The sequence below is a fragment of the Sporosarcina sp. JAI121 genome (assembly GCF_013408665.1).
Taxonomy (GTDB): Bacteria; Bacillota; Bacilli; order Bacillales_A; family Planococcaceae; genus Sporosarcina.
On record NZ_JACCCL010000001.1, the window covers coordinates 403,985 to 418,980 of the forward strand.

Consider the following 14,996-nt stretch of genomic DNA (forward strand, 5'->3'; position numbering starts at 1 on the left):
ATGGCCTCCCGTAATGAGCCCGCCAGAAGATCACTGTCAGTCTCATTACTTCGGCTCACACTTGTCGCTCCTTCACTGGAGTCGTGCGTTGTATTAGGCGATTATTACAGTTTCTATTGAATTCGAAATTAAGAGTGCCGAGTATATAGATAGTAGCTATATACGTTGAGCATTTGACTACAGCGAAGGCGCCTTACAGCGGTAGCCGAAGCGAAAAGACTGGCGGCGGTTTTCCGCCCGGCTTATCGCGGGAGGCATCCGCAAGCGCCGTAGCGTGTAGTATGGGAATTCTTTCTTTCAGTCTATATACCTGGCACTTAACAACTGAAAATTTAGTGAGTTATTTATGATTACTACTAGGAAGCAGTTTCCAATACCGCTTCGTCGCTTGGTGATGGCCTCCCGTAAAGAGCCCGCCAGAAGATCGCTGTCAGTCTCATTACTTCGGCTCACACTTGTCGCTCCTTCGCTGGAGTCGTACGTTGTATAAGGCGATCAATACAGTTTCTATTGAATACTAAATTAATTGTGCCGAATATATAGATATTAAATGTAGTCATAAATATTAAAGGGAAAACCAGCGAAGGCGCCTAACTGGGGTAGCCGAAGCGATAAGACTGGCGGCGGTTTTCCGCCCGGCTTATCGCGGGAGGCATCCCCAAGCGCCAAAGCGTGTATTAGAGGAATTCCCAATATCAATTTATATAAAAAAAGAAGGTGTACAAGATGAATCAACTATGGGTGTTTTACGACGAACATTATCAACGCATCGATATCGACGAAAAAGCCGTTACCTCCCTAACAATCGGACCGGCTATCGAAAACGACATTACTATACTGTCATTTCCATTTACATCAGGACCTCTAACCGTAACAAGTGATGAGGGCGGCTTCACCGTTCACGATGGAACCACCACCATCGGCCGGTTATCAGCCGAGGAAAGCCTGAAAATCGAACAAAAAGAACAGGTACTCGACTTCTGCCTAGTACCCGCTCCCGCCTCTTCCAACACATATTTTCTGGACTATGAAAATGAAATTTCATTTGCAAGAACAACTGAATCAGCGACATTCAATAGAGGAGAAACTCAATTTCCGGAAGCCGAACCCGGTCAATTTTCACTGAACAAAACATCTGCAGGCTGGATTATCAAGAAAAGTTACAATTGCCCACTCTACGTCAACGGAAAAAGATACGAACTGAATGACCCCCTTCAAATCGGCGACGTCCTTCAGTGGGGCTTCATGGAAATGAAATTAATTGAACAAGATGTTTTAGAAATCCATTCCGCTGTTGAGTACACAACGAAGTTGTCGGAAATCGACTTGCGGGAGTCCGAAATCGTCAGCATGTATCCCGACTATAGGCGAACCCCGCGAATGATCTACGATTTGCCCGACGGAAAAGTATCGCTGTCCTTTCCGGCGCAGGAAAGTGAAGATTCAGGTCGCGGGCTTTTACTAATCATTGCACCACCGCTCGTGATGCTCGTAGTCATGGGGCTTGTTGCAGTTTTAATCCCGCGCGGAATATTCATCATCATCTCCATTTCGATGTTCCTGATGACACTTGTGACGTCGACTGTACAATATTTCAAAGACAGGAAAAGACGCAAGAGGAACGAAGCAAAGAGACGCCGTGTCTACACCGCCTACTTGCAAAATATGCGCGAGGAATTGTATGAGCTGTCCCATAAACAGAAGAACGTATTGGACTATCACTTCCCGCCATTTGAACAGATGAAACAGTTGACTGCTCAATTATCAGGGCGGATTTGGGAGAGAACGCTCGACAGTCACGACTTTCTGGAATTCAGGCTTGGTACAGGCAATGCGCCCGCCAGTTACGATATCACGCTATCGTCCGGGGATTTGGCGAATCGGGAAGTCGACGATTTGCTGGAACAAGCGCAGCGCATGGAAAAGGTATACAAGGAAATCCCGGACGCTCCCATTACAGCTCCATTGTCAGCAGGGATTTTAGGGCTTGTCGGAAAAGAATCGATCATTAAACGTGAACTGGACCAGATTGTTGGGCAGCTTGCCTTTTCACATAGTTACCACGATACGCGTTTCATCTACATCTTTAAGGATAAGGACTATGCAGACGTCGAATGGATGAAGTGGCTGCCTCATTTCACACTGCCTAATAAGCACGCGAAAGGGTTGATTCATAATGAAGAGACCCGTGACCAGCTGCTGTCGTCGCTTTATGAAATAATCCGCGAGCGTGATATGGATGAAATGAAAGGGAAAGTAAGATTCTCGCCTCATCTCATTTTCATCGTCTCCAATTATCCGTTGATTGCAGAGCATGTCATTTTGGAGTATTTGGAAGGCAAAAACAATGAGGAGCTTGGCATTTCTGTCATCTTTGCCGAATCGGCGCAAGAGCGGATGACTGAAAATGTCCATACCCTAGTCCGTTATGTTAATGAACAAGAAGGTGACATTCTCATCAATGCCGGGAAAGCGGTGGATACGCCATTCAAGCTAGATCAGTATGACCGGACCACGAATGAACGGTTCGCTCGGATGTTGAAGACGCTCAACCACCAAGTCGGCATGAAAAATTCGATTCCGAACTCCGTCAGTTTCCTGGAAATGTTCGGTGTGAAAGACGTGGAAGATGTTCCGATCGGCCGCAATTGGCTGATGAATGAATCGGCGAAATCCCTGGCGGTGCCAGTCGGATTCAAAGGGAAAGAAGAACGTGTCGAATTGAATCTGCATGAAAAAGCGCACGGCCCCCATGGATTGTTGGCGGGAACGACCGGTTCGGGTAAAAGTGAGTTTCTTCAAACGTATATTTTATCGCTTGCCGTCAATTTCCACCCCCATGAAGTGGCTTTTCTGTTAATCGACTATAAAGGCGGAGGAATGGCACAGCCGTTCAGGAATATCCCCCATCTTTTAGGCACGATCACAAACATTGAAGGCAGTAAAAACTTCAGTATGCGAGCACTTACTTCTATTAATAGTGAACTGAAACGAAGGCAGCGTCTTTTCGATCAATATGTCGTTACGCATATCGATGATTACACGACGCTTTATAAGGAAGGGAATGCAGCGGAACCGTTGCCGCATTTATTCCTCATTTCGGATGAATTCGCAGAGTTGAAAAGTGAAGAACCCGAATTCATCCGCGAACTGGTCAGTACAGCCCGGATCGGTCGAAGCCTTGGCGTCCATCTCATTTTGGCGACACAAAAACCAGGCGGTATCATCGATGAACAGATTTGGAGTAATGCCCGGTTCCGTGTTGCCTTGAAAGTGCAGGATGCATCAGATAGTAAAGAGATTTTGAAAAATGGCGATGCCGCCACGATTACGCAAACCGGTCGGGGCTATTTACAAGTAGGCAACAATGAAGTGTACGAATTGTTCCAATCCGCATGGAGCGGTGCACCGTATATGGAAGAAACGCTGGAAGGGGAAGATGACATCGCAATCGTCACGGACCTCGGCCTGTATCCACTTTCCGGCATCGAAACGAATGTCAGCAAGAAGAAAAGCGGCCTGACCGAAATGGAAGCCGTAACAGCAAAAATTGCCCAAACTCAGGCGGAAATGTCCATCCGAAAACTGGCAAGTCCGTGGTTACCACCACTGGCACTGCGAATCGAAAAAACGGAAGAAAACACTGTAGTACAAAACGGTTTCGCAATCGGCATGATTGATGAACCCGAAAAACAAAGTCAAACGCCGATCGGCTATGACTGGACGAAAGACGGCAACCTGGGCGTTTTCGGTTCTTCAGGATATGGAAAGTCGTATACATTACTGACTGTACTTCTTGGGATAGCCGATAATCTGACGCCGAATGAAGCGCACATCTATATATTGGATTACGGCAATGGATCGCTGCTTCCACTCAGACAACTTCCTCACACAGCCGACTACTTCACGCTGGATGAAGAGTTGAAACGTGAAAAACTCGTCAAGTTGTTGAAAGACGAAATCGCGAATAGAAAAGTGATATTTCAACAGGCGGAAGTCAGCAATATTAACATGTATAACGAAATCTCTGCCCATCCTTTACCGCGTATCTATCTTGTCGTCGATAATTACGATATCGTCCGTGAAGAGATGGAAGAGCTTGAAATGCAACTCATTCAATTCGCCCGGGACGGACAGTCGCTCGGTATTTATCTGTTCATCGCAGCGACAAGGGTGCAATCCGTTAGACAATCGCTCATGAATAACTTGAAAACGAAAGTCGTCCATTATTTGATGGATGCAACGGAAAGCTTTACAGTCATTGGACGTGTGCCATTCGAGTTGGAGCCGTTCCCTGGAAGGGCCATCGTGAAGAAAGAGGACCCGCATTTCGCGCAAATCCATCTTCCAGCGCACGGAGCAGATGATTTCGAAGTGCTGGAAGCCATCAAAACGAACGCACGGGCACTGAAAGAGACATACCGCGGGCACGAACTTCCGCAGCCGATTCCGATGTTACCGCTGGAATTGACTTCGACCATTTTCCCTTCTTACGTAAAAGAAGAAAAGGAAAATGGACTTGTCGCCCTCGGTTTGGATGAAGAAACGGTTCGTCCTGTGATGATTGATTTCAGGAAAAACCGCCACTGTATTTTAGTCGGTCAAGCACAGCGTGGAAAAACGAATACATTGAAGTGGATGTTGTACAACTTGATGGAACAAGAACCGGGCTTCATCGCCATCTTCGACTCATTCGACCGTGGATTGGCTATGTTCGCCGATGAATCGAAAGTCGATTACTTGGAAACGAAAGAACGACTCGTCGAGTGGATTTCAAGTGCTGAACAATACTACGCACAAGTCGAAAACGAGTATTTGGAAAAAGTTCAGTTTGGAAATGGGGCGGCAGAAATAATCCCTTCCTATTTCGTTATCGACGGTTATACAAGATTTTTACAAACTGCGGATATCACAATACAAGACCGGCTCTCGAAACTGATGAAAAAGTATTCCCACTTAGGATTCAATGTCATCATTTCCGGTAATAACGCAGAAATCACGAAAGGCTACGATGCATTTACGAATGAATTGAAACTCGTTCGTCAAGCGCTCATCTTCATGAAAAAATCGGAACAGACGCTGTATACGGTTGCGTACGAACGGAAAGAAACGGAACTTCCGTTAGGATTCGCCCATTATATTCTGAACGGCAATGCAAGAAAAGTTCAAATTCCGTTAAGTGAGATTGAAAGGAAGATCCTGCAATGAAAACGACTAACAATATGAAGATGGTAAAAATGGCTGTAGGAATTGTGCTGATTGTAGCGATTCCGATTTTGTTCTTTCAGCTCCTCGGCGTGAATATCCTGAATCCGGACAGCTCGAACAAGCGCATCATCGCGATTGTCAATGAAGACCAGGGCATTTCGAAGGATGACGAAAACGTCGAAATGGGAGAAGAGGTCGTTTCCATTCTAGCTGAAGATTCACCGTATGAATGGAAAGTCATGAGCCGCGGTTCCGCGGTGAACGGATTGAAATCGAATCAGCATGAAGCGATCGTCTATATTCCGTCCGACTTCTCGGAAAACATCATGTCTTATGATGAACAGAACCCACAAAAGGCGGAATTCTCCTATGAAGTTCAACGCGAAAAAGCGGGTTCGCGAAAAGAAAAAGTGCTCCATGAAATTGAAACGGCTACCAATCGTGTAAACGAGAAGGTTTCAACCCTTTATTGGAGCTATGTTGCACAAGAAATGGATCACATAAAAAAGGAATTCACCAATATAGTAGGAAAAGAAACGGAATTCCTCACTGCAATGTCCGCATATTATAAACCGGGATCCGAGAAATTAGCGGAAGAGATGAAAAAGCAGAAAGAACAGATGGATGGACTCCGTTCCGTCATCAAAGATGCGAATGACGGCCATACCGCCCGGATCGAAAATGCGGACTCATTCGCACAGCAAATGGACGGTTTCGTCACATATGTACAGCAGTACAAAGATTTCCAGCAAACACAGAAAGAGATTTTACAAGCGGTCCAAAATGACAGTCTTGCCAAAATCCATGCAGCTGCTGCAACCCAAGCGGACCAATTCAACCAATCGGTACAAACGCTTGAAGATAGTAACGAGAAGTTGAACGGTGAAATTCAAAAAGTGAATGAAATCATCGATGAGAACAAACAGCGATTCGATGCACTATCCGATTTACGCAAAAGCGAGGTCGACCGTCAACTCGATGATCTCCTCGTCGTCCAAGGTACAGCGATCGACCGCTACAACAACTCGATTTTAAGCAATTTGGAAAGAGGGATTGCGGCCGGAAAAAGCGGGTCAGCTGGAAGCGGTACGTCCAATCCGACAGCTGATGAGCAACGGATGACTGCGATTCAAGAAGAAATGGATCGGCAAGCGGCTGCCCAACTAGCGACCGCACTGCCGGGACTTGAGGAAGAGCAGAACAAAGTGAACGCAGTACTTTCAGCACTTTCTACAATGAAAGAAAATGTCGCGCAAACGGACCCTGAATCCTCAGTCATCGGTGAACTGGCGAAGCTTGAAGAAGAGCTGTCATCCATCAAGGCCGTCCTGTCCGAAAAAGAAGCCCTTTGGAACGGTTCCAAAAAAGAAGGAACGGACCAGTACGTAAAAGCATCCGCTGATTATAAGGATGCCGTCAAGAAGTACAATGCATTGAACAAAGAATATAGCTCGATGAAACAAGTCTTGAATTCAAACCCTGCCGATACGGCAAAAATCCTAATGGAAATCAAACAAAAAGAAGCATCACTTCTTGACCACGGCGGATTATCAGCAGCCCAGCGCAATCGGTTGGAAGAAGTATTTGCAAAAGGCGCCGCCAACAAGGACACACACGCATTGTTAACGTATTACGCAACACTTCAACAATTTGGCTTCACCCTCGACGAACAAGGGCAAAGCATGCACAAAGATGAAATTTTGAAGGACGAAATCTTAACGGCTTTATTGAAAAACGTCGTTGATTTGAACGAAGCCGAACTCGCAGGCTGGGATTTGGTAGGGGGAAGCATTCCCGAAACTGAACTCGGCATGACTGATTTAAGCACAACGTTCGCTGCAATCATGTCCGGCTATAAAGAATCGGTGGAACAGCAGCACGCCGCATTAGTGAATGAGCTGAATGCGATTGATGAGCAGGCAAATGTACTGCTTCAACAAATACAGAATCCTGCCACGATGATCACTTCAGGCGAACCTGTCCCAGCAACAACTGAGGGAGAAGTGGTCACAGGGCAACAGAACATCAGCCACCAACTTGTCGCGCTCAGCGGCATGATGGATTCACTATCCGACAGACAAAGTGGTCTCGTGGATTATGCCAATGATCTGCATGTCAAAGCGGATGATCTCAAAAAGACGTCCTCCGCATTCAGCGATAAGTGGGAAACGAATGTCAACGCAATGTCGGCGTTCGGTTTGGATATAGAGAATTTCCTAGGCAACACCTACGTGGATGGACAAGAGAACGGCTATGCATTCAATCACTTCGTCAATCCGCTCCAAGTAAAAGGGGAAGCGATTGCTGCGGATGAAGTAAAGAAAGTACCGCCTGTCATTCTCTTGATCATGTTGCTAATTAGTAGTTTATTGATCGGCTTCTTCAGCTATCGCATCAAAGAAGGCCCGATCGGTTTCCGTTTAGGATTGACCGGTATGCTGTCCTTGCTCGTCGGACTCATCATCAGTCTATACAGCATCAATATGTACGTACTGAACGACCAACGTGCAATCGAATGGACAGTATTCACCATCCTTCTGTTATTGGCAAGTGCAGCGGTCATCCGTGCAGCACTTGAATTCGGTCAAGTTGCAGGATGGATAGCAAGTGTCGCGCTGATGTGTTTATACATTAGTCCGTTGCTGATCATTGCCGTACCTGAACTGAATATCCCGGATCTATTGTCGACCGTCTATATGTCCATAAAATATGATCCTGAAACAAGTTTCGTATGGGGAGCGGTTACGACTGGAGCCATTGCCATTGCGATGCTCGCGATTTCTTATATCATCAATAAATACAATACAACTGAAGCAGCGACGGCGGAACAGGCACATGAAAACTAAAACGGTACGCCTGCTGCTTGTCTCGTTGCTACTCGCGTGGATGGCAGGAGGAACTGCCGTTCAAGCGGCCGGGGATGAAGAACCCGATCTTGACTTGGAACCGGTCATTTACGAAAAACTGAAATTCAAGAAAAACACCGATTATTTGCATGACAGGAAAAAGGTTGAGATGAAGAACACGATACCTACCAAGCAATTCGACATTTACTTCGACGGCAGAAAGCAACTTCCGAAGAGAGACGACATATCCTCTCTCTTCCAATCGGATGAACGCGGGGAAAAAAGCACCGTAGCAGCCAAAACCGCCGAACTCGGACTCTTCACAAAAGCGGGCGACGGCAGCAATACCAGAACTGTCCCTGAAACCATCGAAGAGGGCAGCGCAAGCAATACCTCGCGGACAATGATTTTGCTACTCATCATCGCCGCCGGTCTCGTAGTTTTATTCACGATTTTCTTACCGAAGCTTGTCAATGATAAACCGAAACTTCAATAAGTTGATAAGTATAATTTTAATGAACCGCGAGCAGGCGTCTTCAAAGGGGTAGGCGAAGCTGACTAGATTCCTTCAATCCCGTTGATTTCCGTTTCGAGCGGACGCTTTCCGCGGGCACGGCTTCAATCTCCTCGTCACTGCGTTCCTGCGGGGCTTTCAGCTCGAGCTGTTCCCGCTGGAGTCGCCGCTCGCCACTACAATCAACTAGTTCTTACTTTAAAAAAGAACTTTTTCAGTCTGAAAAATGTGGAGTTTGTTAAGTAGTGAGAATTACTTATCACTCTATCAGTTGAACAAATGAAACCAGCGAAGGCGCCTTCAGTGTCAGTTGCTGTCACAATTCGAAGGACGTGAATTGTGTCAGAACTGACCGGGTAGCCGAAGCGATAAGACTGACAGCGGTCTTCTGTCCGGCTTATCACGGGAGGCATCCACAAGCGCCGTAGCGTATTCAATGGGATTTATTTATATCTTTACCTTCTAAAAAAGTGTGGAGTTTGTTAAGCAGTGAGAATAACTTTTACTCTAAAAGTTGAACAAAAAACAGCGAAGGCGCCTTCATGTGGTAGCCGAAGCGATAAGACTGGCGGCGGTTTTCCGCCCGGCTTATCGCGAGAGGCATCCACAAGCGCCGCAGCGTATTCATTGGGATTTATGTATATCTTTACTCTCTAGAAAAGTGGAGAGCTTGTTAATCAGTAAAAAACCTTCTTCTCTATAAATTGAACACAAGAAACCAGCGCAGGCGCCTTCATGTGGTAGCCGAAGCGATAAGACTGACAGCGGTCTTCTGTCCGGCTTATCGCGAGAGGCATCCACAAGCGCCAAAGCGAATTCAATGGGATTTATCTATATCTTTACCTTCTAAAAAAGTGTGAAGTTTGTTAAGTAGTGAATATAGCTTTTTATTCTATAAGTTGAACAAAGCGCCAAAGCGTCTAGCATGAGAAATCTTTATTCCAACCTATATTGCCTAGCCATTGTGGAATTACCGTAATAACCAACAGAATAGGAGGAAACAGAATGCTTGCCTATTACTATGCACAAGTAAAGAAAAAACAGGAGGAAATCATACGGCTCAACGCTTGCCGGGCTTCCTTACAAGGTAAACAATCGGAATTTCAAGCGAACGAACAAAAATGCCTGCAACCCGAACTATCAACAAGCACATGGCACGGCACCCTCGCCGCCGCCTTCCAGGACATCCGCGAAGCAGGAATCCACGCGCCTTATCTGGAAATAACCGGTGCCCAGTTCACAAAAGTATTCAATGCGATTGACGACAAAATTATAGCGCTCCAAGCTGAAATCGTATCTCTTCAACAAACCATTGCAAGATTAGAAGCAGAAGCAAGAGCGAAAGCAGAGGAGGCGAGACAATCATGACTACCGAAGTAAAAATCGTGTATGCAGACGTTGAAAGTAAAACAAGCGACATGACCAACGCAACCACAGCGCTCAATTCGAAAGCGGAACCGCCCATTACAGGAAATACACTGGATGTCGTAACAAAATTGACAGAGCTATCGACAAAGCTGGAAACATTATTGACAAGATATCAAACGGTGCTACAAGCGAATATCGCGACGACTACCAATTCAGTGCAATTCATGCGCGAATCTGACGACAAAGTGGCATCTGCCATGCAATGCACATTGCCGGGGTCGAAGAAGGTAAGCCAATGAAAATACTGGACGTCAGCCCATTTGAAGAAGGCTTACAGAAGAATAGTGCTATGCTCGGCCGCCTGGATGGCGAGATGAAAGCAATTGAATCTTCCATAGAAGGGCTTGTCGTCCTGGAAGATTCCTTGAAAGGGCAAGGCGGGAACGCAATCCGGGCTTTTTATAACCATTGTCATTTGCCCTTCCTGCAATTTTTCACGACGTTCAACACTTCCTATGACAGTGTTCTTAGCCAAATGAAAGCTGCACTAAACACGCTGGAGCCGGCTTCAAATGGTTTCATCCAAGAAAGTTTCCTTGAAACGGATGTCAAAGAAGGTCTGACAGAAATCGCTAAACTGACGACAAATCTGACAGATGAATCGAACGGCATCATGGATGGTGTCTCTGATATAGTGGCACTTCCGCATCTGAACGACAGTGAAGTGCAAGAAGGCGTCAGCGCTGCACAGATCAAGCGTGAAAAAACAATCACCGATCTGAATGAATTCGATGCAACGCAGACGGCGGCGTTGACGCAGGTTGAGTCGGATTTGCTGACGATGGAACTGTGGTTGCTTGAAATAGAAGGTATGATGAACGATGGATTGACCGATATAGACTTTCCGGCCGAGCGTTGGGCGGAGTATTCGGAAAACCACCCGCTTAAAACAGAGCTGGAGCACCGTATTAACGAGATGAATGGCGTTGTCGAGGACGGCACTGAGGAAGAGACGGGGGATGTTTCTTCCGCCAATCAGCATGTATTGAATTTAAGAACAGCTGTAGGATGGGCTGTTAGGGCAAATACAGGTATATCTGGATTCTATTCAAGTTTTGGGTTGTACCATGCGGGCAAAGGTGGCGGTTTAAGTACTTCAAAACACCCTAATTTGCGAACAGGTGCCGATTCCTACCGCATCAATGCAACCCTAAAAGCATTGGAGGATTTACGTGTCAAACCCGATGCAAGTGCGCTAAGTGCATTCAATTATAAATTGCCGAAGGGCGGAAAAAAATGGTCGCCTAAACATTATGAGATTGCGGCAACCAATCAGACGATGTTGAAGTTTGCATCGCAAAAACCCGGCCAAAGTGGCTGGTCCAGCGTCGGTGAACAAGCACTGAAACAACATCCTTCCCTTGCTTATTTTAATCCCGAGGCGACACTAGGCCAAAAGGGGAAAATGGTCGGAAGCGCAGCACTTAAAGGTGCAGGTGATTCCTTCAAGGAAATCGTTGATGTGAAAGGCATTGCGAATAGCGGGTTGGCAAAAGGTTCCGTAAAAGCACTTGGCCCCGTGGGCGCTGGGTTAAACTATTACAATAACTATCATGAAGCGAAGGATAGCGGTTTAAGCACAGAGGTGGCTGCAACTAAAGCAACGGTCGACACTGCAATCGATACAGCTGTCGCAGGAGCAGTACAAGCGGCTAGTATAGCATTAGGCACAGCATTCATACCAATTCCGGGAGTCGGGACCGCGGTCGGTGTCCTTGTAGGATTGGGAATCAACGGCTTCTTAAATAAACGATCAAAAGACAAGGATGGCAAAGAGAAAAAAGACTCGCAGTTGGATAAACTCAAAGGTCTTATCAAATGGAAATGAATGGAGGACACCCTGTTTTGTTGAAAAAGTTAACAATTGAAGATGTATCCGTACTACGTGAACCACTGGTATCGGGCAGGCAAAGCCCCAATGCACTCGGCGGAACATTGGTATTGGCCGTCTTCATGCAAAGTCTGATTTACTATCTGGAATATACAGTACTGGGAAGAATGACGAACTTCCCGTATAAAGATCAGATACTTACAGTACATTTCTGGATTACAGTGATTTTAGTTATTCTTTCTGCGATATATGCAATTCCATTTATTTATAAGAGAAGTCAAAAAACACAATATCTAGTAACTATTTTAGTTTCACAAAACGCTTTTACATTATCCTTTTATATCTGCGGGTTATTTTTAGTAGGAGAGAATCAGGAAGTTTCAGAAAGCTCACTACTGACATTTACAATGGTGACATTGTCACTTGGAGTCTTGCTTTTCGTTGCTACTGTCATCAGATTTTCTAATTTATTGCGAAAAGGGAAGTATCGTAAGGGGTCGAAACGAGATGAACTGAGAGCGAAATTCGAAACTAAATCGTATATTCCGGCCGTTGTTATAGGAAGTACTGCCCTTTTGTTCATCACTCAATTTATTATAAGAACATTCAATATGGCTGATTTCGAGGATATCATGCTTACATTCATTTGCTTCGCGATATTCTATACGATGATTTTTGTGTTGCCGGAGCAGCTCGTCATCTTGTATTGCAAGTTCCGCTTCAAAAGCTTTAATTTCGATAAAAGAGGTTATTTAGATTCTGAAGACTCAGCTAAAGGAAGGAAGTTGTGAGATGGAAATTGACATTCGTTCACTGCAATTTGACAACTGTTTGCGCTATGAAACTAGACAAAAGAAGGAAGATTGGCTGATACCATTCAATAAGCTAGAAGATTTCATAGTCAGTCAAGACATTTACAAGGATGGGCCTATCTTTTTCTCTGTTAATTCCAACCAAGAAGATGATTACACTTATTATTTACCTATCAACGCACCCGTCCAATTGCCAGAGGAAACGGAATTCAGTTTCCAGGATAGCTTTAAACTGGAAAAAGCATTGTTTTTGCGTCAGGCAGTGGGTGTAATGGATGTTAACGTTGCTGTACAGAAACTAAAAGATTATGCAGAGTTCAATGAAATCGAATTGGAAGATACATACTTTTTCGTCGTACATGAATTATATAATGACTACATCATTGATTTATTTTGCCCGATTCTAGAAGCGGGTGGTAAAGAATGATCGTCGAAAACCACCAAATCGCTTACAAAAATGTAGCTTCTAAATACTACAATTTTGTCCCGGCAGAAATTGATCTAGCTATCCAAGATTTTGATGCAATCTTAAGCGGACATGGGTATCACTCAGTTGGAAAGATGTTTTTTTCCATTCTGAGCAATCCCACTGCTGAAGTGATGACGGCCAAGTTGTTCATTCCGATTGAAGAATATGATTTTACCATTCCTAAAGAAGAGGAAATTAATTTCAACAGTTATTTCCTGATTGACCGTATGATCATGACACGGATAACAGACGACTTTGATGCCCGGTCACAGGCGACGTTTTCGGAGCTTCTTACCTATATTGAAGCACATGAAATGAGTCGAAAAACACCTATGTTCGTTGAGTTCAAAGAAACGAATGCAGGGAAAACAAATGTGGAGATGTCTGTAGGTGTCTCGGTACTTTTTGAAATTTGATGAGGAGGATTCACATGAAAAAAATATTATTTTTATTGACAGTAGCAGTATTACTTTTGGCAGGATGTGCCTCAAAGGACGACAATAAACAACAAGGGGCTGAAGAAAAAGTGGATAAAACAGTTGAACAACAAGTTAAAGAAGAGAAACTTTCGCTACAATTATTGAAAGCGGACGAAGAAGCCGGCGTAACAATCGATAACAATGAACTCTATAAAGAGTTAAATCGAATGATTACGGAAAACCCAGATATGGGACTCGCCAATGATTTCGGTATAAATATTATCGATATCGTGGACAGTGGAACAGAAAACGCTTCATTGCTTTTCTTAGCCATCAACCGCCTGGATGAACCCATGAAAAACATCAGCTTCGATTATACGTTGGGCCTTGATTCTGGAGAATTCGTATGGGAAGGCGTCGAAGTGAACCTTTCTGAACAAGATACAGGCATCATTCAACCGAATCATGCAGTTCCATTTTCCCTCGGCATCACAGCAGAACAGGAAGCCCTAATCGACAAACTCGAGCAGGACAACCAAGTCGTGAAGATGGATAATTTCAAGTTTGAATAAATAATAAATGAGGATGCGTTGCAATTCCGAACTTGGGAATGCAACGCCATTTATTGTTAGCTTGAGAAAGGAACGAACCTCAAATCGAAAAAAGTAATGAGTGAATTGGGAGATTGAGTGATGGAAAAATCAAGTATAGATGAAATTACGCTATCATATTTAAGATTCCAAACACCTAAGGAAAATAAGGGGAATATTATTGCATTTTTCTTGATTTTATTATATGTAACCGGAATGATTCCCATAGTTGCTGTTCCATTCTCGGCTGTAATCTTTAAATTGGCAATTGTTCCAGTCGTCATGTTACAAATCTGGGCATTGCTTTATCTAATCGCGCCATACAAATTTGAGAAGTCTTATTATTTATTTTTCGGTGTATATGGAGTTGTCAATACATATGTCTATTTTTTGGCAACACAAAAAATCCTATATTTCCATATAGGGGTGGAAGGGAAAATACCATTTGTAATTGGTTTAGTCCTCTTTCTTGGTTTATTGGTACTAGTAAACTGGCTAAATGTAAAGGCGCTTTACACGGGAACGTACCATAAATTGCAGCAGATGAAGAGTGTCAATGTTTGGTGGCTTTCATTCGCGGGATTGGGGTATGTGATAGGTCAACTCATCTTAACCTTCGTCTATAGTGAGTCTGCAAAAATGATGATTTTCATTTTTTTAATTTCAGCATTATCAATTTTTACCGCATTTGTTTCCGCCTCTCTCCATCGTTACTATTACATTATTAAAAACATGGATTTTGTAAAACAGGTGTATCCGGAATTTGGTTTGCCAATGAATGAAAGATATATAAAATCCAAAAAACGTAAGAAAAGAAAGAGGTGAATCATTCATAATCACCGCTGTTTCGAGTGTTATTAAAATACTACGTCTAAGGAG

At 44.3% G+C, this 14,996-nt stretch carries 11 protein-coding genes; all 11 read left to right on the forward strand.

What is annotated here, in order from left to right; all coding sequences use genetic code 11:
* The first annotated feature begins 726 nt into the window (after positions 1-726).
* Positions 727-5,208: a type VII secretion protein EssC gene (gene essC, locus HDC33_RS01955; RefSeq protein ID WP_179390850.1), complete on the forward strand. Its 4,482-nt coding sequence runs from the start codon at positions 727-729 to the stop codon at positions 5,206-5,208.
* Positions 5,205-8,054, forward strand: coding sequence for a type VII secretion protein EsaA (esaA, locus tag HDC33_RS01960; RefSeq protein WP_179390851.1), 2,850 nt, complete (start codon positions 5,205-5,207; stop codon positions 8,052-8,054). The genes essC and esaA overlap by 4 nt, the downstream gene beginning before the upstream one ends.
* Positions 8,044-8,550: a type VII secretion protein EssA gene (essA, locus tag HDC33_RS01965; RefSeq protein ID WP_179390852.1), complete on the forward strand. Its 507-nt coding sequence runs from the start codon at positions 8,044-8,046 to the stop codon at positions 8,548-8,550. Before esaA ends, essA begins: the two co-directional genes overlap by 11 nt.
* Positions 8,551-9,573: 1,023 nt before the next feature.
* On the forward strand, positions 9,574-9,936 hold the full coding sequence (locus HDC33_RS01970) for a YwqH-like family protein (protein ID WP_179390853.1): 363 nt from the start codon (positions 9,574-9,576) through the stop codon (positions 9,934-9,936).
* Entirely contained in the window at positions 9,933-10,235 is a 303-nt protein-coding gene (locus HDC33_RS01975) for a YwqI/YxiC family protein (protein ID WP_179390854.1), read from the forward strand. Before HDC33_RS01970 ends, HDC33_RS01975 begins: the two co-directional genes overlap by 4 nt.
* Positions 10,232-11,824: a ribonuclease YeeF family protein gene (locus HDC33_RS01980; RefSeq protein WP_179390855.1), complete on the forward strand. Its 1,593-nt coding sequence runs from the start codon at positions 10,232-10,234 to the stop codon at positions 11,822-11,824. Before HDC33_RS01975 ends, HDC33_RS01980 begins: the two co-directional genes overlap by 4 nt.
* Positions 11,825-11,841: 17 nt before the next feature.
* Positions 11,842-12,618, forward strand: coding sequence for an ABC transporter ATPase (locus HDC33_RS01985; RefSeq protein WP_179390856.1), 777 nt, complete (start codon positions 11,842-11,844; stop codon positions 12,616-12,618).
* A gap of 1 nt (position 12,619) precedes the next feature.
* Positions 12,620-13,066 (forward strand): DUF5085 family protein, encoded by a 447-nt coding sequence (locus HDC33_RS01990; protein ID WP_179390857.1) that lies wholly within the window; start codon positions 12,620-12,622, stop codon positions 13,064-13,066.
* Positions 13,063-13,524, forward strand: coding sequence for a DUF5085 family protein (locus tag HDC33_RS01995; protein ID WP_179390858.1), 462 nt, complete (start codon positions 13,063-13,065; stop codon positions 13,522-13,524). Before HDC33_RS01990 ends, HDC33_RS01995 begins: the two co-directional genes overlap by 4 nt.
* A gap of 14 nt (positions 13,525-13,538) precedes the next feature.
* Entirely contained in the window at positions 13,539-14,099 is a 561-nt protein-coding gene (locus HDC33_RS02000) for a hypothetical protein (RefSeq protein WP_179390859.1), read from the forward strand.
* 120 nt (positions 14,100-14,219) lie between these two features.
* Positions 14,220-14,942, forward strand: coding sequence for a hypothetical protein (locus HDC33_RS02005; RefSeq protein WP_179390860.1), 723 nt, complete (start codon positions 14,220-14,222; stop codon positions 14,940-14,942).
* Positions 14,943-14,996: the final 54 nt, after the last annotated feature.